14 protein-coding genes, 1 tRNA gene and 2 pseudogenes are annotated in these 19,717 nt (G+C 70.1%); 11 read left to right on the top strand and 6 right to left on the bottom strand.

Annotated features, from left to right (window positions below):
• Positions 1–67: 67 nt before the first annotated feature.
• The 8 genes from SFY69_03370 to SFY69_03335 all read left to right on the top strand — a co-directional run bounded on the left by SFY69_03370 (position 68) and on the right by SFY69_03335 (position 10,640).
• Positions 68–1,372, top strand: coding sequence for a hypothetical protein (locus SFY69_03370; GenBank protein ID MDX2131076.1), 1,305 nt, complete (start codon positions 68–70; stop codon positions 1,370–1,372).
• Between the two features lie 85 nt (positions 1,373–1,457).
• On the top strand, positions 1,458–2,642 hold the full coding sequence (gene dxr / locus SFY69_03365) for a 1-deoxy-D-xylulose-5-phosphate reductoisomerase (GenBank protein MDX2131075.1): 1,185 nt from the start codon (positions 1,458–1,460) through the stop codon (positions 2,640–2,642).
• Entirely contained in the window at positions 2,639–4,396 is a 1,758-nt protein-coding gene (locus tag SFY69_03360; GenBank protein ID MDX2131074.1) for a glycosyltransferase, read from the top strand. Before dxr ends, SFY69_03360 begins: the two co-directional genes overlap by 4 nt.
• Positions 4,397–4,426: 30 nt before the next feature.
• Positions 4,427–4,954: an rRNA maturation RNase YbeY gene (gene ybeY / locus SFY69_03355; protein MDX2131073.1), complete on the top strand. Its 528-nt coding sequence runs from the start codon at positions 4,427–4,429 to the stop codon at positions 4,952–4,954.
• On the top strand, positions 4,955–6,295 hold the full coding sequence (locus tag SFY69_03350; protein MDX2131072.1) for a hemolysin family protein: 1,341 nt from the start codon (positions 4,955–4,957) through the stop codon (positions 6,293–6,295).
• 54 nt (positions 6,296–6,349) lie between these two features.
• The gene (locus SFY69_03345) at positions 6,350–7,987 is read left to right on the top strand and encodes a hypothetical protein (protein MDX2131071.1); all 1,638 of its coding nucleotides are present in this window, start codon (positions 6,350–6,352) and stop codon (positions 7,985–7,987) included.
• Positions 7,984–9,738, top strand: a complete 1,755-nt coding sequence (locus SFY69_03340; GenBank protein MDX2131070.1) for a SpoIIE family protein phosphatase — start codon at positions 7,984–7,986, stop codon at positions 9,736–9,738. Before SFY69_03345 ends, SFY69_03340 begins: the two co-directional genes overlap by 4 nt.
• Before the next feature lie 146 nt (positions 9,739–9,884).
• Positions 9,885–10,640 (top strand): glucose 1-dehydrogenase, encoded by a 756-nt coding sequence (locus SFY69_03335; GenBank protein ID MDX2131069.1) that lies wholly within the window; start codon positions 9,885–9,887, stop codon positions 10,638–10,640.
• A gap of 38 nt (positions 10,641–10,678) precedes the next feature.
• Here the strand turns inward: SFY69_03335 and SFY69_03330 are convergent, their stop codons facing one another.
• Both SFY69_03330 and SFY69_03325 read right to left on the bottom strand, forming a co-directional pair.
• Positions 10,679–11,269, bottom strand: coding sequence for a hypothetical protein (locus SFY69_03330; GenBank protein ID MDX2131068.1), 591 nt, complete (start codon positions 11,267–11,269; stop codon positions 10,679–10,681).
• 194 nt (positions 11,270–11,463) lie between these two features.
• Entirely contained in the window at positions 11,464–13,065 is a 1,602-nt protein-coding gene (locus SFY69_03325) for a DEAD/DEAH box helicase (GenBank protein MDX2131067.1), read from the bottom strand.
• Between the two features lie 247 nt (positions 13,066–13,312).
• Between SFY69_03325 and SFY69_03320 the strand changes: the two genes are divergently transcribed.
• The 3 genes from SFY69_03320 (at position 13,313) to SFY69_03310 (ending at position 15,494) form a co-directional block, all read left to right on the top strand.
• Positions 13,313–14,257, top strand: a complete 945-nt coding sequence (locus SFY69_03320) for a DNA methyltransferase (GenBank protein MDX2131066.1) — start codon at positions 13,313–13,315, stop codon at positions 14,255–14,257.
• Between the two features lie 34 nt (positions 14,258–14,291).
• Positions 14,292–15,347: a 4-hydroxybenzoate octaprenyltransferase gene (locus SFY69_03315; GenBank protein ID MDX2131065.1), complete on the top strand. Its 1,056-nt coding sequence runs from the start codon at positions 14,292–14,294 to the stop codon at positions 15,345–15,347.
• Positions 15,348–15,409: 62 nt separating this feature from the next.
• Positions 15,410–15,494 (top strand) — tRNA-Ser (locus SFY69_03310).
• Positions 15,495–15,537: 43 nt separating this feature from the next.
• Here the strand turns inward: SFY69_03310 and SFY69_03305 are convergent.
• From SFY69_03305 to SFY69_03290, 4 genes and pseudogenes are all read right to left on the bottom strand, one after another.
• Positions 15,538–16,143 (bottom strand): class I tRNA ligase family protein, encoded by a 606-nt coding sequence (locus tag SFY69_03305; protein ID MDX2131064.1) that lies wholly within the window; start codon positions 16,141–16,143, stop codon positions 15,538–15,540.
• 1,206 nt (positions 16,144–17,349) lie between these two features.
• A pseudogene (locus tag SFY69_03300) lies at positions 17,350–17,718 on the bottom strand (class I tRNA ligase family protein).
• Between the two features lie 189 nt (positions 17,719–17,907).
• Positions 17,908–19,272, bottom strand: a pseudogene (locus SFY69_03295) (class I tRNA ligase family protein).
• Positions 19,273–19,323: 51 nt separating this feature from the next.
• Positions 19,324–19,717: TdeIII family type II restriction endonuclease (locus SFY69_03290; protein ID MDX2131063.1), on the bottom strand; the 394-nt coding region annotated here is incomplete at its 5' end.

Genomic DNA, 19,717 nt, shown 5'->3' with positions numbered 1-19,717 from the left:
TTCTGGTACCATCTCGCCCCGGAACGGGCGGCACCGCGCCGCCGCGCCGCCTTGAGGAGAGGACACGATGCCGTTCGTCGACACCTGGAAAACCGCCAAGAAGAGCTTCGAGACGATGACGCACAAGAAGAAGCCCACGGACAAGTTCCTGGGCGTCTTCCGCAAGGGCACCGGCGTCGAGGAAGCACTCAAGAGCCTGGACAAGGCCAAGACCGGCGCGGAGCTCACCAAGGCCCTGGCCACCTTCAAGTCGGCCGCCGCCACGTACACGGGCCTGCTCGAGAAAACCGCCACCGACCCGTCGAGCGTGAAGGCCGAGGAGAAGTCCACCTACGTCGCCGCCACGAACAACCTGAAGGCGGCGCTCAAGAAGATCGAGGAAGACGCGGGGAAGATCGCGTCGACGATGGGCGACGTGGGCGACAAGGACAAGACGACCGCCGACGAGCAGATGCAGAAGGCCCTCATCAAGGAGGCCGAGGAGCACATCAAGCTGCGCGAGCAGGTCGCGAAGGACGCCCAGGCGCTGCTCGACAGCCTCAAGAAGGACCTCGCGAAGCTCACCACCAGCCTCTCGAGCTGCGAGAAGCAGGTCAACGTTGCCAAGGAGGCGGCCAAGTCCGGCAACCTCATGGGCGGGCAGGTCGCCGTGGGCGTGATCGACCGGTTCCTCGAAGAGAGCGAGGCCCTGCTGAAGACCGACGCGACCCGCGTCAAGGATTTCACCAAGGACGGCAGCCCCATGATGAAGGCCCGCAGCGACGCCGGCGCCACCATCTACGACCGCATCACCGGGCCCAAGGGCGCCGAGCTCAAGCAGAAGCGCGACAAGGTCTGGGGCCCGGTCACCAAGGTCGCCGCCGAGCAGAACACCGTCATCTCGCAGATGGAAGGCGTCGTGCAGAAGATGAGCGCCGCCCGCGCCACCGCCGAGTCCTCCGGGAGCACGGTCCGCAGCCCCTCGGAGTACATCGCCGCCGCCACCAAGGTCAAGCAGGACATGGAGAAGGCCTTCAAGGACATCCGCATCAAGAGCGATCGCGTGGTGAAGGCGCTCGCGGAGTTCGACACCAAGATCACGAGCTGCAAGGGCGTCGTCGATGTCATCGCCAAGCACTGCCGCCTGCAGGAAGAGCAGTGGCAGCGCTACGGCCCGGAGACCAAGGTCGTCCTCGACCGCATCCAGTCCATGAAGACCCAGGGCACCAGCGTGCCCAAGGGTGCGCTCGAAGACAAGGGCGTCGACAAGGCCGTCAAGGAGGTCGGCACCTACGCCGACGAGTGCATCAAGACCCTCACCGCCGATCTCAAGGCCGGCGCCGACCTCGAGAAAAAGATCAGCGAGACCCGCCAGAAGCACAAGATCACCTGAAACCCGGGCGGCCCGGCGAGCGCGATCGGCGATGCCCCCGCGGGGCGCGAACGCACCACGCCCCCGCTCCGTACGCTAGCTCCTCGTGTCCGCCCGGCGCGTCCTCATCCTCGGCTCCACCGGCTCCGTCGGCACGCAGACGCTCGATGTCATCGAGCACCTCAACCGACTCGAGGGCGCGCCGCGCTTCCGCGTCGTCGCGCTCGCGGCCGGGCAGAACGCGTCGCTGCTCTTCGACCAGGCCGCCCGGCACGGCGTGCGCGAACTCGCCCTCGCCGCCACCGACCTGCCCAGTTCCTCGGGACCGGGCCTGCGCGTCGGGCCCGACGCCGCCGAACGACTCGTTCGCGAGGTCGACTGCGACCTCGTCGTCGCGGCCATGGTCGGCGTCGCCGGGCTCCCCGCCACGCTCGCCGCCGTCGAGCGCGGACGCCACGTCGCCCTCGCCAACAAGGAAACGCTCGTGGCGGCGGGCGACCTCGTCATTCCCGCGGCCCGGGCCAGCGGCGCCGCGCTCCTCCCCCTCGACAGCGAGCACAGCGGGGTGTGGCAGTGCCTCGCCGGCTGCTCCGGCGGCGCGCCGCCCATGCACTGCCCCGCCGCCGTCACCCGCGTCACGCTCACCGCCTCGGGCGGGCCCTTCCGGTCCTGCACCCCCGCGCAGCTCGCCGACGCCACCCCCGCCCAGGCGCTGCGGCACCCCACCTGGACCATGGGCCGCAAGATCACCATCGACAGCGCCTCGCTCATGAACAAGGCGCTCGAGCTCATCGAGGCGCACCACCTCTTCGGCCTTTCCGCCGACGCACTGGACGCCGTGGTCCACCCGCAGTCGATCGTCCATGCGCTGGTCGAGTTCGCCGACGCCTCGGTCATCGCGCAGCTCGGCGTGCCCGACATGCGCACGCCCATCCAGGTCGCCCTCACCTGGCCGCTGCGCGCCCGCGCCGCCACCCCCCGGCTCGACCTCGCGGCGTTGGCGCGCCTCGAGTTCGAGCCCGTCGACGCCGCCCGCTTCCCCGCCATCGAGATCGCGCGGGAGGCCATCGCCGCCGGCGGCACGAGCGGGGCCGTGCTCAACGCCGCCAACGAGGCGTGCGTCGAGTCGTTCCTGTCGGGCGAGGCCCGGCGCATCCGCTTCGATCAGATCGCCCCGCTCACGCGCGAGGCGATGCGCGCGATCCCGCGCGTCCCCGTCCGCACGCTGGCCGACGTGCTCGACGCCGACCGTGCCGCCCGGGCCTTCGTCCGCGAGAGGCTCGCCCGATGACCTCCGGCGACCCGCGCCTCGACGAGGTGCTCGACGCCTGCGCGTCCGGCGACTTCCCGCGCGCGCACGCGGCGTGCCTGCGCCTCTCCCGCGCCCGCCCGGCCGACCCGCGCGTCGCCTCCACGCTGGCGATGATCCTCCTGAACCTGGGCAAGGTCGAAGAGGCCGTCGCCCCCGCGCGCAAGGCCGCCGCCCTCGCGCCGAACGATCCGCAAGCCCGCATCAATCTCGCCCGTGTGCTCGCGCTCACCGCCGACGTCGCGGGCGCGCTCGCCGCGTTGGGCGAGGCCCGGCGTCTGGCCCCCGCCGACCCCGAGCCCCGGCGCGTCGAATCGCTCATCCACGCCGAGCACATGCGGTTCGTCGAGTGCATCAACGCGTGCGACGCGGGGCTCGCGCTCGCGCCGGGCGACCGTGACCTCGCCGCGACGCGCGCCATGGCGCTGCTCAACACCGCCCGCCCCGAGGACGCGTACCACGCGCTGGGCGACCTGGCCCGCGCCCGGGCCGACGACGACTACGTGCTCTCCTGCCGCGCCCTGGTGTCGAACTACGTGCCCGGGCTGCCGGCGCGCGAGATCTTCGACGTGCACCGCGCCTGGGCCGCCCTGCTCGAGCACGCCACGCCCCTCTCGCCCCGCGGCCCGCGCACGAGCGTGCCCGCCGGGCGCCTGCGCGTGGCGCTGCTGACGCCCGACCTGCGGCGGCACTCGGTCGCGTACTTCGCGCTCCCGCTGCTGGCCGCCCTCGATCGCGCGCGCTGCGAGGTGTGGGTCTACTACACGAACCGGCACGCCGACGGCCTGACCGTGCGCGCCCGGGCGCTCGCCGACCGCTGGATCGACTGCGCGAACATCGCCGACGCCACGCTCGCCGAGCGCATCCGCTTCGACGCCCCCGACGTGCTGCTCGAACTGAGCGGGCACACGAGCGGGCACAGCCTGGCGTGCGTCCACCGGCGCCCCGCGCCGCTCGTCGCGACGTACCTGGGCTACCCCAACACCACCGGCCTGCGCGCGGTCGACCTGCGCCTCACCGACTCGCACGCCGACCCGGCCGACTCGCTCGCCACCGAACGCCTCGTCCGCCTCGACCCCTGCTTCCTCGCGTTCGAACCCCCCGCCGAGGCGCCCGACCCCGCCCCGCGCCCCGCGGGAACGCCGCCGACCTTCGGCTCCTTCAACGCCGTCTCGAAGCTCAACGAGTACACCATCGGCCTGTGGACCCGCGTGCTCGACGCCGCCCCGGGCTCGCGCCTCGTCCTCAAGGCCATGCACCTCCGCGATGACTCGTTGCGCCGGGACATCGCCGCCCGATTCGCGGCCCGGGGCGCCGACCCCGCCCGCGTGCTCGTCCTGCCCCCCGCCCCCACCACCGCCGCGCACCTCGCGTCATACGGCGCGATCGACGTCGCCCTCGACCCGTTCCCGTATCACGGCACGACCACCACGCTCGAGGCGCTCTGGATGGGCGTCCCCGTCGTCAGCCTCCCGGGCGAGACCCACGCCTCGCGCGTCGGCGTCTCCATCCTTACCAACGCCGGCCTGCCCGACCTCATCGCGCGCGACGCCGACGACTACGTCCGGCTCGCGACGGCCCTCACCGCCGACGCCGCTCGACGGGCCGCCCTCCGCACCGAGCTCCGCGGGCGGCTGCGCGCCTCGCCCCTGCTCGACGCCCGGGGCCTGGCCACCCGCCTGCTCGACGCGCTCGGTGCTCCCCTCGGAACCACCGGGGTCGATCCCGGCCGATGACCCGCTCACACGCTGCGGGTACGCTTCCCCGTGGTGTCAGACTCCCTCTCGGTCGACATCATCGATTCCACCGGAACGCTCGCGAGCGACGCGGTGACCTTCATCCGGATGAACGCATGCAAAGCGGGCGCGATTCTGCGCGCCCGGGGCGAGCTGCGCGTGCGGGTCGTGGATGACGCCGCGATGTCGGAGGCGCACGGGCGCTACCTCGGCGATCCGACCACGACCGACGTGATCACGTTCGACTATTCGGACGCGGCAGGGCGGCCCGGAAAGCCGGAATCGCTGCCCACAAAGTCGGATTCTGATCGGTCTTTGTACGCTGTAGATGCGGATATTCTGATCTGCGTCGACGAAGCGGATCGACGGGCGCGGCAGGGCGGGTACGCTGTAGAGCGTGAGTTGCTGCTGTACGTGGTGCATGGGTTGCTGCACTGTCTCGGGTGGGACGATGAGGACCCGGCCGAGTCGTCGGGAATGCACCGGCTGGAAGACGCCGTGCTCTTTGCCATCGGGGTGGGGCGCGTCTATCAGCCGGAGGGACAGGGAGATACGTAGGTGACGGCCGAGGCGTGGCTGGGCGTGATGCTGGTGGCGCTGGGCATCGGGACGCTGCTCTCGACCCTGGTGCAATCGCTCCGCGACCTGTCACGCTCGATGCTGGAGGAGATCGGCGCGATCCGCAACCGCCCGGGCGCGCGGGCCCGGATCGCCAAAATCCTGGACGACCAGGGAGGGCACGCGGCGGCGATCGCGTTGCCCCGCACCTTGTGCAACCTGGTGTTCGCGATCGCGACGATCCTGTGGTTGACGGCGTGGCGCGGGCTGGAATCGCCCGATCTCCTGTCGCTGGGGCTGGGGGCCGTGGGCGCGACGTTCACGCTGTGGGTGAGCGGCGTGGTGATCCCGCACAGCATCGCGCGCCACGCCGGGGAAGCCACGGTGTATTCCTGGTCGGCGCTGGTGCGCGTGGTGTACGTCGCCGGACGCCCGTTCGCCGCGCTCGCACAGGGCATCGACGACGTCGTGCGGCGCCTGTCCGGGCGGACGGAGGGCGAGGTCGGGGTGCAGCAGGAGCTGCTGTCGGTCGTCGAGGATGCCAGCGTCGAGGGGCGCGTCGACGAGACCGAGAAGGACATGATCGAGGCGGTCGTGCGTTTCCGCGACAAGACCGTCGGGCAGGTCATGACCCCCCGCACCGAGATCGAGGCGATGGAACTGGTGAACGACCTCTCGGCGGTCACCGCGGCGATCCGGCGGATCGGGCACAGCCGCATCCCGGTGTACGAAGAGAGCCTCGACCACGTCGTGGGCGTCTTCTACGTGAAGGACCTCATGAAGTGGCTGGCGGGCGAATCGGCCCGGTCGGGCAAGGTCTTCGACCTCCGCACGCTCTGCCGCCCGGCGTACTTCGTGCCCGAGACCAAGACCATCCGCGAACTGCTGCGCGAGATGACCGCGAAGCGCACGCACCTGGCGATGGTCGCCGACGAGTACGGCGGCACGGCCGGGCTCGTCACCATCGAGGACATCATCGAGGAGGTCTTCGGCGACATCGCCGACGAGTACGAGGAGCCCGCGCCGGCGATCCCCGAGGTCGCCATCGACGCGGCGGCCCGGAGCGCCGAGCTCGACGGGCGGGTGTACATCAGCGATGCCAACGACGCCCTGCGGGCGCTCGACGTCGAGCTGCCCGAGAGCGAGGACTACGACACCGTCGCCGGCTTCGTCACCGTCTCGCTCGGGCACATCCCGGGCGCGGGCGAGCAGTTCGTGCGTGAGGGGATCACGGTGACGGTGCTGGCGGCCGAGCCGGCCCGCGTCACGCGCGTCAAGGTCGAGGTCTCGCAGCCGGCGGCCGAGGACGAACGCGAGCGCCACGTGGAGTCGGGGGCGTAGCCCGCGGGCCCCGGGGCCTCGGAACGGCGGACCGGACGCCGTACAGTCGGGACCATGGCCCTTCGCCTGTACAACACGCTGACGAAGAAGGTCGAGGCGTTCACGCCGCGCGACCCTGCGCACGTGTCGTTCTACACGTGCGGGCCGACGGTGTACGACGACGCGCACATCGGGAACTTCCGGTCGTTCCTGGCGGCGGACCTGCTGCGCCGGTTTCTCGAGAGCCCCCTGTGCGAGGTGGCGACGCGGGACGGGGGCGTGCACCGCGGCCCGCGCCGCGTGACGCACGTGATGAACATCACGGACGTCGGGCACATGACCGACGACGCCGCGGGCGGCGAGGCGGGCGAAGATCGCATGGCGGTGGCGGGGCGACGGATCGCGGAGGCCAAGAAGAGCGGTGCGCTCCCGCCGGGCGTGAACGTCGATCCGAGCGACCCCTACCAGATCGCGAAGTTCTACGAGGGACGCTTCCGGGAGGACGCGCGGGCGCTGGGGCTCAAGGTGTCGATCGAGGCCGAGAAGGACGAGAGCCTGCACCCCAAGGCGACCGCCCACGTGCCGGGCATGATCACGGTCATCGGGCGGCTCATCGAACGCGGGCACGCGTACGTCGTGGGCGAGCCGGGCAGGCGCGTCGTGTACTTCGACGTGCGGACGTTCGGGCCCTACGGGGCGCTGTCGGGCAACACGCTCGAGGCGCTCAAGGCCGGCGAGGGCGGACGCGTGAGCGCCGAGAACCAGGCGGGCAAGCGCCACCCGGCGGACTTTCTGCTGTGGAAGGAAGACCCGCGCCACATCATGAAGTGGGCGAGCCCGTGGGGCGAGGGCTACCCGGGGTGGCACATCGAGTGCACGGTGATGGCGCTCCGGGCGAGAGCGAGCGAGACAGCGAGGCAGGGAGAAGACCTGTCGAGCCTGGTCGTGCCCGATGGCGAGCCGATCATCGACCTGCACAGCGGCGGGGAGGACAACATCTTTCCGCACCACGAGTGCGAGATCGCGCAGTCGTGCTGCGCGTTCAACGCCGCCCCCGGAGACGGCACGTTCGCGAAGATGTGGTTCCACCCGCGGTTTTTGCTCGTCGAAGGCACGAAGATGAGCAAGAGCAAGGGGAACTTCTTCACGGCGCGCGACCTCTTCGCGAAGGGGATCGAGCCGGCGGCGCTGCGGCTGGAACTGATCAAGACGCACTACCGCGGGAACGCGAACTTCACGATGCAGGGCCTGGAGGACAGCCGCCGGACGGTGGAGCGGTGGCGGCGCTTTCGGGCGCTGGCCGAGGCGGGCGCCTCGCGGGCCGACGCGCACGCGGCGACGGGCGTCTGTCGCGATGCGGTCGGGGCGGCGTTGGGCGATGATCTCAACATCGCGCTGGCGATCGCGCAGGTGAACACATGGATGAGCGATGTCGCGGCGCCCGGGGGCGCCGAGGCGGCGCTGCTCCGGGATATCGACGCGGTGCTCGGCCTGTTTGCGCTCGATCGTCCGGCGGCGCAAGAGACCGACATCGGCGTCTTCGCGCCCGGCGTGACCCCCGACGAGCGCGTGGAGGGGCTGCTGCGTCGTCGTCGCGACGCGCGGGCCGCGAGAGATTTCGCGGCGTCGGACGCGATCCGCGATGAACTCGCGGCGCTGGGCTACGCGATCAAGGACATGGCGGGCGGCAAGGTGGAGGTTCGTCGAAGGTGATCACCGTGGCGCCCATCGCGTTCGAGCCGATCCTCGGGCCCCCGATGCGTCCGCTGCGGGCGCACGCGGACCAGGCGGGCGAGCCGCTGATCATCGGCCGGTCGTCGGCGTGCGCGCTGATGCTGGCGGATCCCGATGGCGTGGTGTCGCGCCAGCACGCGCGCCTGTCGTGCCACCCGGGAGAGCCCAGCCCGTGGCATCTGACGGACCTGAACAGCCGGCATGGGACGTTCGTGAACGGGCAGCGGCTGGAGCCCAACGCGCCGGTCGCGCTGACGTCGGGCGACCAGGTGCGGATGGGCCCGTGGACGCTGCGCGTGGTGGTGGGCGAGCCCTCGGCGACGCGGCGGCTGCCGATGACCGGGGACGACCGGCGCTTCACGAGCACCATGATGCAGCGCCTGGGCGAGCAAGCGCTGGACTCGGCGGCGCAGCGCCGGCTGAACATCCTGATGCGCTGTGCCGCGGACCTGCCGGGGGCCGAGCGCGAGGAGGACATCGCGTCGGTGGCGTTGCGGGCGCTGGTGGAGGGCTCGGGGTTCCCTCGCTGCGCGATCGTGCGCTGCGTGGGCGAGGAAGTGGAAGTGCTCGCGGGGCGCGAGCTGGGCGACGCGCGGTTCAGCCGCTCGCTGATCCAGGCGGCGGCGGACCCCGGCAACGACGGGCAGACGGTGATCCTGAACCCCGGGCAGGCGACGCCCGAGGTGGTGGGGCAGAGCGTGGCGGCGCTCGACATCACGGCGGCGCTGTGCGCGCCCGTGCTGGTGGAGCGGCTGCCCCCCGGCGGGCAGGACGGGGTGTTCACCTCGACGATGATGCCCAAGGGCGTGCCGATCCCCGAGGCGTTCGTGTACCTGGACGCGCGGGGGTCGAGCGGGGCGGTGCTGATCACGTCCGAGACAATCGCGTTCTGCCAGGCCGTGGCCCGCGTGTGCGGGCTGGCGCTCACGAACCTGCAGCGGCGCAAGGTGGAGCACGAATCCAACCGGCGGCACGCGGAGCTGACGGCGGCGCGCGACGTGCAGCGGATCATCATGCCGCCGTCGCGGGGCGAGTTCGGTGGCGGGGCGGGGCGGTTGCGCGCGCGGTACCACGTGGAATCGATCCCCGGGCGGTTCGTGGCGGGCGATCTGTTCGACGTCTTCGCGGTGGGCGAGGATCGCGTGTGCATGTTCCTGGGCGACGTGGTGGGCAAGGGCGCCGCCGCGGGCATGATCATGGCGAACGTGCAGGCGCACCTGGCCCAGTTGCTGCGCGTGCAGGAAGACCCCGGGGCGGCGTTGGCGCAGGTGAACGCGCTGGTGACGCGGTATTCGGAGCGCCTGGGGGCCGAGTACGGACGCGTGAGCCTGTTCATCTCGGTGTTCGCGTGCTCGCTCGACCTTCGCTCCGGGCAGGTGCTGTACGCCGACGCGGGGCACGGGTACATGCTCACGTCGGTGCCCGGCGGTTCGCCGCAGCGCCTGACGGGCACCGGGGGCCCGCCGCTGGGCGTCTCGCCGGATGTCGAGTATCACGCGGCGTCGCTCACGCTCCCCCCGGGCGGGCGGCTGGTGGTCTTCAGCGACGGCGTGGTCGAGCAGCGGACGGCCAGCGGGCTCCCGTTCGGGTTCGACGGCGCCGAGGCCGCGGTCATCCTCGCGGGCGACGCCGACCCGACCGAGCCGATCGTGCGGGCGATGCGAACGCACTGCGGCGTGACGACGTTCGCCGACGACGTGACGGTTGCGTGCCTGGCCGTGAGCAAGTAGCGCCCCCCGCTGAAACCTCGGGTGGGCCGTGCGTTGGCACGTTGGCCCTGCGCGAAGAAATCTCGGGCGGCCGTCACAGCCGTCCGGATCGGCGCGTCCAATCGCTACGGTTGGATCGATTCGTCGTTTCTACGGGAGGTGCGTCCATGGGCGAGTTCACCGGCAAGACGATTTTCATCACGGGCGGCACGAGCGGGATCGGCAAGGTCATCGCGCTGGCCCTGGCGCGCGAGGGCGCCAACATCACCTTCACCGGGCGCCGGGCGCCCGAGGGCGAGCACCTGCTCGCGGAGTTGAAGGGGCTGGGCGTGAAGGCGGCGTTCGTCCGGGGCGACGTGACCGACGAGGCGCACCTGAAGCACGCGGTCGAGACCGCCGCCGCCATCACCGGCACGCTCGACGGCGCGGTGAACAACGCGGGCGTGGAACTGGGCGGCGTGCCGCTGGTCGAGACGAAGACCGAGCAGTACCGCCAGGTGTTCGACACGAACGTGCTGGGCGTCGCGCTGTCGCTCAAGCACGAGCTGCGCGTGATGCGCGCGGGCGGGTCGATCGTCAACATCGCGTCGATCGCCGGGCGCATCGGCATGGCCGGCGTGGGCATCTACATCGCGAGCAAGCACGCGGTGCTGGGGCTCACGAAGTCGGCGGCGCTGGAGGCGATTCCGCAGGGTGTGCGCGTGAACGCGGTCTCTCCCGCGGCGATCGAGACCCCGATGTTCGACCGGTTCACCGGCAATCGCAACCCCGAGGTCATCAAGTCGTTCGCGGGTGCACACCCGATCGGGCGCGTCGGGCGTCCGGAGGAAGTCGCGGCCGCGGTGCTGTTCCTGCTGAGCCCGCGCGCGAGTTTCATCGTCGGGCACGACCTGCTGGTGGACGGCGCGTTCACCGTGCCGTAACCGGCGACCCGGCACGGGGCAGATTGACGCGGCGTGCTTTAGCCGACCGACGAGGTGGTCGGCGTACGTCGCCGGCGCAGGCCGACGATCGCCAGGCCAACCGCCCCGAGCCCCGAGGCGGAGGGCAGTGGCACCACGCTGGGCGGATCCACGGCGACGGCGACATCGACCGCAAGGGGCGTGTCGCCTTCGAACTCGTCCGCGTCACCGCCCCCGAGGATCGGGAGCGGCTGATCCGGGCGGGCGTGGTCCACGCCGCCGAACTCGTCCGCGCCACCCGCACCCCACGTGCCCGCGACCAGCACCGGCGCAGACCACGGCGCGGCGTGGATCAGCCCCGGAAGGTCGTGGGGCGTCCGGGGCGCGCCCAGGTACGGTGCGCCGTGCGCGACCGAAGCGAGTGCGTGCAGTGCGGGCGTGTGCGGGGTGACGCTGGCGTGCGGGGTGATCGGGGCGAGACGTGTCCGGGTGAACGCGAGCGCGTGGTCGCTGAACGGGCGTCCCGAGAACGCCGACGGGGCGCTGTGCGCCTGGCCGTCCGCGGTGCGGGCATGGAGCACACCCGCGCCGAGCGCGGCCGATGTGAAGACGGTGAGTAGCGACGCGAACGCGCCGAATCCTGGCGACATGATTGCTCCGAGCTCGTTCCACCGTACGGCCGGGGCGCGAGCGAAGACGCGTCCGGTGCATCATGATGTGCGATGAAGTTGAACTTCTTGCGTTTGCGTGAGGTAATCGGACCGCCGCAGGTGAGTTCCGGACGTTGCCACCCACCCCGGGGGGGCTGGCGGGCGTCGTCCGCGTTCGGGCGCAGCGGCCGGACTCAGCGGCCGGACTTGTACCCGCGGATGAGGCGCTTGGGCGGGAGTTTGGTGGGGACGATCCCGCCGGGGAACTTGGTCAGGTCGACCTCGCCCTTGGCGGCGGGGGGCAGGCTCGGGTTGATGGCGGCGTCGAGGCGGTTGGCCTTGGGCTCCGGGGGCGGCGGGGGCGTAGCGCCCGCGACCTGCAGCCCGCCCTCGCGGCGCCCGCCGGGCGCTTCGCCCCGCCACCCCTGGGGGGCGGGCGTGGGCTTGAAGTCCGGGTACTCGAGCTTGGGGACTTCGGCGTTGATGAGGTGCTCGACGTTGGTCAGCAGTTCGCCCTGTTCGGGGGTGACGAAGGTCCACGCGACCCCGCCGCGTCCCGCGCGGGCGGTGCGCCCGATGCGGTGGACGTAGACCTCGGGGTCTTCGGGGATGTCGAAGTTGATGACGTGGGAGATGCCTTCGACGTCGATGCCGCGCGAGGCGAGATCGGAGGCGATGAGCACGGAGAGCTTGCCCGCGCGGAGCTGGTCCATGGTCTTGTTGCGCTTGCCCTGGGGCATGTCGCCGTGGATGGCGTGCGACTCGATGCCGCGCTCGCTGAGCCCGCGGGCGAGCTCGTCGACGGTGCGCTTGAGGCGGCAGAAGATGAGCGTGAGGGCGGGCTCCTCCTTGCGGAGCAGGTGGAGCAGGAGCTTCTTCTTATCCCACTGGTTCACGCTCAGGTAGAACTGGCGGACCATGGAGACGGTGAGCGACCCGCTGTGGACGACGACCTTCTCGGGCTCGCGCAGGTAGCGTCGGGCGAGCTTCTCGATGTCGGGCGAGATGGTGGCGGAGACCAGGACGGTCTGGCGGTCCTTGGGCGTCTGCTCGAGGATCTTGCGGATGTCCTCGCGGAAGCCGATGTCGAGCATGCGGTCGACCTCGTCGAGGACGACCATCTTGATGTTGCGGAAGTGCAGGAACCCGCGCTCCAGCATGTCCATCACGCGGCCCGGGGTGCCGACGATGATCTGGGCGCCCTTCTTGAGCTTGCCGGCCTGGGCCTGGACGGCCTGCCCGCCGTAGAGCGTCATGGCGCGGACGTTGGTCTTGATGCCGATCTCGTCGATCTCGCGCGTGATCTGGATGGCCAGTTCGCGCGTCGGCGCCAGCACCAGCGCCTGGAAGGGCGTTTCCTCGTGCAGCAGGTGCAGCAGGGGGATGCCGAAGGCGGCGGTCTTGCCGGTGCCGGTCTTGGCCTGCCCGATGATGTCCCGCCCCGTGAGGATCGGGGGCATGAGCTGCGACTGGGTGACGGTGGGGTGCTTGAAGCCGATCTCGACGAGCCCGGCGAGGACGTCGTCGCGCAGGCCGAAATCGGCGAAGCGGCGGGTCTCGTCGAAGATCTCGCCCTTGACGGGGGTGGCGGGGATGTAGTGCTCGGCGAGCGGATCGCCGGGCACGCCCTCGTGCGAGGCGTCGTCGCGCGCGCGGGCCGCGCGGGGCGCCGGGTCGAGTTCGTCGGCGTCCGGGAGCGCGCCGGGCTGCTCGGTCCCCGGGTTGTCGGGCGGGAGGTCGGCGGGAAGGTGCTGGTGTGATTCGGCGGACATCGGTGCGGGGTACAGGTCAGGCATGGGAAAGTGAATCGAACCGGGAGCCCTCGGCAGGCCACAAACCGGTTCGCACGCGCGTTCGGTATCTGGCAAGTGGCGGCCACCCGAGGTGAAACTCGGCGGGCGCCGGTGAGAGTCAGCGTCATCATAGGCCGGCGGCGTCGTTCGGTCGCGGTTCGTCTCCAGCAAGAGTCGAAGTCGCCTGCTGGGCCGGGCCGCGGCTGGGGCTGCTGGCGCGGGGCGCGCGCCTCGTGTACTCTTGGCCCCCATGACCTCTCGCGGCCGATCAGCGGTGTCCATGCGCGCTCACGCGGCCCGAGAATGCCTGACGACCCCGGACGGGCGCACGCGCGTCTACGTCGGCGACTGTCGCGAGCGCCTGCCCGATGTGCCCGAGGTCTCGCGCGGCGAGGTGGACCTGGTCTTCGCCGACCCGCCGTTCAACTGGAACCGCGCGTACGACAAGTGGCACGACGCGATGCCCGAGGACGACTACCTCGCGTTCACGTTCGAATGGCTGCGCCTGTGTGTGAAGGCGCTGCGACCGGGCGGGGCGCTGTGGGTGAACATCCCTGACGACTGGGCCGCGGAGATCGTGTGCTTTCTCAAGGGGCGCCTGCACGAGAAGCCCCCCGCCCCGCTCACGATGCAGAACTGGTGCGTCTGGCACTACCGCTTCGGGCAGAACACGACGAGCCGGTTCATCAACAGCAAGGTGCACGCGCTGTACTTCACGAAAGACGGCGGGGAGCGCACCTGGAACCGCGACAAGATCCTGGAGCCCTCGGACCGCGCGAGCACGTACAACGACCCGCGCACGCTCACCAAGCGCGACGGGATGCCCGCGGGGCTGCGCGTGCCGATGGACGTGTGGTACGGGCGCCATTGGGGGCGCATCCAGGGGAACAACAAGGAACGCCGCCCCCAGCACGACAACCAGTTGCCCGAGGTGTACCTGTCGCGCGTCGTGCTCGCGACGAGCAACGAGGGCGGCCTGGTGATGGACCCGTTCTTGGGCAGCGGCACGACGGGGGTCATCGCGCACGCGCTGGGGCGCCGGTTCATCGGGTGCGAGTTCTCGAAGGAGAACGCCGAACGCGCGTTCGCGCGGATTCAGGAAGGCCCGATCCGCCCGCCCGAGACGCCTAGCGAGGCGAACCCGATCTTCCCCAGGCGCGGCAAGCCGCGACGAGTGGTGAAGGCGGGGGAGTAGTTCTCGTTCCTGTTGCTGCCCCTACGCTCCGCGCGTGTCGGAGGCGTTGACGAGTTCCGGGCGGCGTGCTGGCGGGCGGGGCGTGGTGGGCGCGCTGAGCGCCATCGCCATCGACATCAAGCTCGCGCACAGCGTGTTTGCCCTGCCGTTCGCGGTGCTCGGCGCGTTCCTGGCGCGCACGCCGATGGTCGCGGGCGATGCGCCGGTGCTGGCCGGGCCGGTCGGGGGCGCCGGGTCGGCGGGCGCGTCGGGGGGCGCGTGGGGGGGCACGTCGGGGCGCGAGTGGTGGGAGTTCCTGGGCAAGCTGGGGCTCGTCGTTGCGTGCATGGTGCTGGCGCGCACGTGGGCGATGCTGGTGAACCGCCTGGCGGATCGGCGTCTGGACGCCGAGAACGAGCGGACCAAACGCCGCGCGTTCGCGTCGGGGCGGGCCGGCCCGCTGCTGGGGTGGGGACTGGCGGCGGCGTGTGCCGCGGGCTTCGGGGGCGTGTGCTACCTGTTCCTCGTGCTGTACGCGAATCCCTGGCCGCTGTACCTGGGCGGGATCGTGCTGGCGTGGCTGGCGCTGTACTCGTACACGAAGCGGTTCACGGCGGCGTGCCACCTGGTGCTGGGCGTGTCGCTGGCGATGTCGCCCATCGCCGCGGCGATCGCGGTGCGCCCCGAGGCGCTGCTCGCGACGCCCACGCTGTGGTGGCTGGCGGGGTTCGTCGCGCTGTGGGTGGCGGGGTTCGACATCGTGTACGCCATCCAGGACGAGGCGTTTGATCGTGCGCGCGGGCTGTTCAGCATCCCCGCGGCGATCGGCGCGCACGGGGCCGTCTGGGCCGCCCGAATGCTCCACGGCATGTCGATGGTCGCCCTGCTGGCGGCGTGGACGAGCGACGTGCGATTGGGGTGGCTGACGGCCTTTGGCGTGCTGGCGGTCTTCGGGCTGCTGCTGATCGAGCACATGGTGCTGTGGCGCAGCGCCCGCGGGGAGGGTGCGACGCCCCGGTTGCACGCGTTCTTTTTCACGCTCAACGGCGTGGTGAGCGTGGCGATCGGGGCCGCCGGCTGCGCGGACCTGCTCGCCAAACCCATAGGATGACCCGGCCCGGCGATGGAGCGGGCGACGGGAAGTCGTCGGGAAGTCGACGGGAAAAGCAGTCCGGTGCGTTGGCCGAGCGGTTGAAGGCGCTCGACTTGAAATCGAGTAGATCGAAAGGTCTCGGGGGTTCGAATCCCTCACGCACCGCTTTGAGATCGCCCGGCGTCGGGGGCCGCCCCGCCCCGCGCGCCTACACCACGATGTTCACCATGCGTCCGGGCACGACGATGACCTTCTTCACGGGCTTGTCGGCGATGCACTCGCGCACGCGCGGGTCGGCGAGGGCGATGGATTCGTGAGCCGCGGCGTCGGCGCCGGCGGGCACGCGCACGCGGCTGCGGACCTTGCCCTGCACCTGCACGGGCACCTCGACGACGGCGTCGTGCAGGAGGGCCGCGTCGTACGCCGGCCAGGGGGCGTGCATGGCGAAGCCGGCGTTGCCGCAGCGCGACCAGAGTTCCTCGGCGATGTGCGGGGCGAAGGGCGAGAGCACGAGCGCGAGGCGTGAGATCTGCTCGCGCGTGAGGGGCGGGGCGTCCTTGTCGAGCGCGACGCAGGCGTTCACGAACTCGATCATCGCGGCGATGGCGGTGTTGAACGACAGACGCTCGACGTCGGCGCCGACCTTGGCGATGAGGCGGTGCAGGCGGCGTTCGAGGTCCGTGTCGCCCGTGTCGCGCGTGCGCAGCGAGCTGTCGATCTCCGACACGCAGCACCGCCACGCGCGCTGCAGGAATCGGAAGAGCCCGGCGATGTCGCGCGGGTTCCAGGGCTTGCTGGCCTCGAGCGGGCCCATGTACATCTCGTACAGGCGGAACGTGTCGGCGCCGAACTCGGCGATCACGTCGTCGGGGTTCACGACGTTCTTGAGGCTCTTGGACATCTTCGCGACGATCTGCGAGACCGGGGCGCCCGTGGCGCGCTCGACGAAGACGCCCTCGGAGGTCTCGTCCACCATGTCGGTCGGCACGAGCGTCTTGTCGGCGCGCTGGTACGCGAAGCTCGTGATCAGGCCCTGGTGGAAGAGCTTGCGGAAGGGCTCGGGCGTGCCGACGTACCCCAGGTCGTACAGCACGTTCTGCCAGAAGCGCGCGTACAGCAGGTGCCCCACCGCGTGCTCCGACCCGCCCACGTACAGGTCGACGCCCCCCGTGCGCGCGTCGCCCCCGCCCATCCAGTATCGCTCGGCGTCGGACCCCACGAAGCGCCCCGCGTTGCGCGGGTCGCAGTAGCGGATGGCGTACCAGCTCGAGCCCGCGCTCCCCGGCATCGTGTTCGTCTCGCGGCGCACGGGCGTGTGCGGCGGCAGCAGCGCGGGATCGACCCCGGCCTCGCCCGCGGTCGTGTGCACCCAGTCGCCCGCCTTGGCGAGCAGGGGCTGCGGGTCGTCGCTCTCGACCGGCGCGTAATCCACCAGTTCGGGCAGGCGGACGGGCAGGTGCGCGTCCTGCACCGGGTACGCGTGCCCGGCGGCGTCGTACACGATCGGGAAGGGCTCGCCCCAGTAGCGCTGGCGCGAGAAGACCCAGTCGCGCAGGCGGTGCTGCGTGCGCGCCCGCCCGCACCCGGTGCGTTCCAGCCAGGCGACGATCGTGCTCATGGCCTCGGCCATGTGCAGGCCGTTCAGCGAGACCTCGGCGTTCGCGGAGTTCACCGCGACGCCCGGCTCGGCGAAGGCCTCGCCCCGGCGGCTGTAGAACGTCGCGTCGGAGAAGCGGTGCGAAAGGTCGGCGAAGCTCGAGACGCCCAGGTCGTCGAGCGTTTCGAGCCACACACGCTGCGTGGCGCCGCGCCGCGGGCCGGGCGTGCCGGGCACGTCGCACGCCTCGGCGGGCACGGCCCGGCGCGTGCGCACGACCTCGAGCGCGTCAGCGAACGACACGCCCGTGTCCGTCGCGCACACGCCCAGGAAGTCGGCCAGGTCCTCACGCCATTCAGCGTCCGGCTCGTCCTCGTACGCGTGCTCGACGAAGTGCCGCATCGCGAGCACGACGCGCGGATAGACGACGTCGCGGATGGGCAGGTCGAACGCGCGGGCGAACTCGAAGTCGCGCTGGTCGTGGGCGGGCACGGCCATGATCGCCCCCGTGCCGTACGTCGCGAGCACGTAGTCCGCGATCCACACGGGAATCAGATCGCCCGTCGCCGGGTTCCTCGCGTGCACGCCCGAGAAGACGCCCGTCTTGCGCTTGTCTTCCATCCGCTCGACGTCGCTGCGGCTTCTGGCGCGCGCGACGTACTCGCGGACCGCGGGGGCGTCGCACCCGGGCGGAGGTTCGGCCAGAACCGCGTCGACCAGCGCGTGCTCGGGCGCGATCACCATGTACGTGGCGCCGAAGATCGTGTCGGGGCGCGTGGTGAAGACCCGGATGGAATGGGTACCCCCACACTCCGTGTGGGGATTGACATGGGTACCTCCACACTCCGTGTGGGGATTGGCCGATCGCGTACTGATCGAGTCCTGGTGCACGAATGTCCACTCGTACGCCGCGACGTCTTCGACGAGTTCCGCGGCCACGGGGTTGCGGACGAGATACGCCAGATGCTCAGCGAAGTCAGATTGGTGACGGATGATGTGGTCGAACGCTTCCGGGTTCCACAGGCGCCCTTCGTCGCCGCGCCCTTCGTTGATCGTCCTGGCCGAGAATCGCTTGACGCTCCGGCAGAGATCGTGGAGGTCCACGCCGTCAAACGGGCGGACGATCCAGTGCACATGGTCTGGCATCACGCACGCGGCGTACACGCGGCAGCGATCGCCATCAAAGTGCGTCAGTGCCTCCAGCACGCGCGTGCGTTCGTGCGGCGCGAGATGCCGCCCGGCCAGTGCTGTCCACGACACGAAGTAGGTCGCACCCGGGAGTTGGAAGTGCGGGAGGTTGCGCTTGCGGTACACGAGGTCGCCCGCCGGGCCGTAGATGCCCTCCGGGTACGGGTCTCGTGGAATGAACCCGGCCGGATGAGATGCAACTCGCGGATCGTCGTCGATGTCGCGGAGGGTGGCCCCGTTCAATGCACCCGCACGGAGTGAGGGGGTACCCATGGGGGTACTCGCATCGGACCCCGCACGGAGTGCGGGGGTACCCAGGACAACCCGGAACTCGATCTCCGCGCCGGTCGACTTCCCGATCCACTCGGCCTGCATGGTGCGCGTGGAATCGGGCCAGTCGAGGTGGTCGAGCTGCTTGAGCAGGCGTTCGGCGTACGCCGTGATGCGCAGCGTCCACTGTCGCAGGGGCTTGCGGACCACCGGGTGCCCGCCCCGCTCGCTGCGTCCGTCGATGACCTCGTCGTTCGCCAGCACAGTGCCGAGCCTGGGGCACCAGTTCACGACCATCTCGCTCAGGTACGCCAGGCGCCGGGAATCCACGAACGCGCGCCGGGCGTCCTCGTCCATCGAGCCCCAGGGCCCGGGGGTCTCGACCTCGCCCCGAGCGGCCTTCGCCACCAGGTCGGCGATGGGGCGGGCCTTGCGGGCTTCGGGGTCGAACCACGAGTCGTACAGGCGCAGGAAGATCCACTGCGTCCAGCGGTAGTAGTCCTCGTCGATGGTGCCAAACTCGCGCGACCAGTCGTAGCAGAAGCCGAAGCGCTGGAGCTGACGCCGGAAGTTCTCGATGGCGTTGCGCGTGGTGATGGCCGGGTGCACGCCGGTCTGGATGGCGTACTGCTCGGCCGGCAGGCCGAACGCGTCCCAGCCCATCGGGTGCAGGACGTTGAAGCCCCGCATGCGCTTGTAGCGGCTCACGATGTCGGTGGCGGTGTAGCCTTCGGGATGCCCGACGTGTAGCCCCGCGCCGCTTGGATAGGGGAACATATCCAGCACGTAGTATTTGGGCTTAGTGGTATCGGTGGTTGTGCGGTACGTCTGGTTGTTGTCCCAGAACTGCTGCCATTTGGCTTCGATGGATTGGTGGTTGTAGGGCATAGAGTGTTGTTGTTGAAAATTTAGAGTAGTTTCTTACAAATAATGATTTGCTCATAGATGTGATAAATCCTGTTGGGGCGGCTCAATTCCTAGATACTCCCGATATATTCTCGAACGATAATCTTGTCCAATCTCGTTAATTTGCTTGATAAAGAATTGGTATGTTCCTTTACCACCAATGGTATCCCAGAACTCATTACCGATAAGAACTACCTTGTCGTTCCTCATATCGAACCAACGCGCAGGGAATGACCATTGATATTGGTCTCGCGTACCATACGGATTATAGGGTAGTGCAAAAAATGCTTGTGTGACTTGTGGAGGATCCATCGCATAGAGTTTAAAGATTTTTTCCTTGCTAACTTTGGTAATATCACTATTCGGCAGTGGAGATTTTAACTCAAAAGCAAACCTGGTGTTGTTTTGCACGTCTTCAATATAAACA

Source organism: Planctomycetota bacterium, assembly GCA_033763975.1.
Classification (GTDB): domain Bacteria; phylum Planctomycetota; class Phycisphaerae; order Phycisphaerales; family UBA1924; genus RI-211.
The sequence above is the reverse complement of the archived record's forward strand: the minus strand, read 5'-3'. Positions and strand labels throughout refer to the sequence as shown.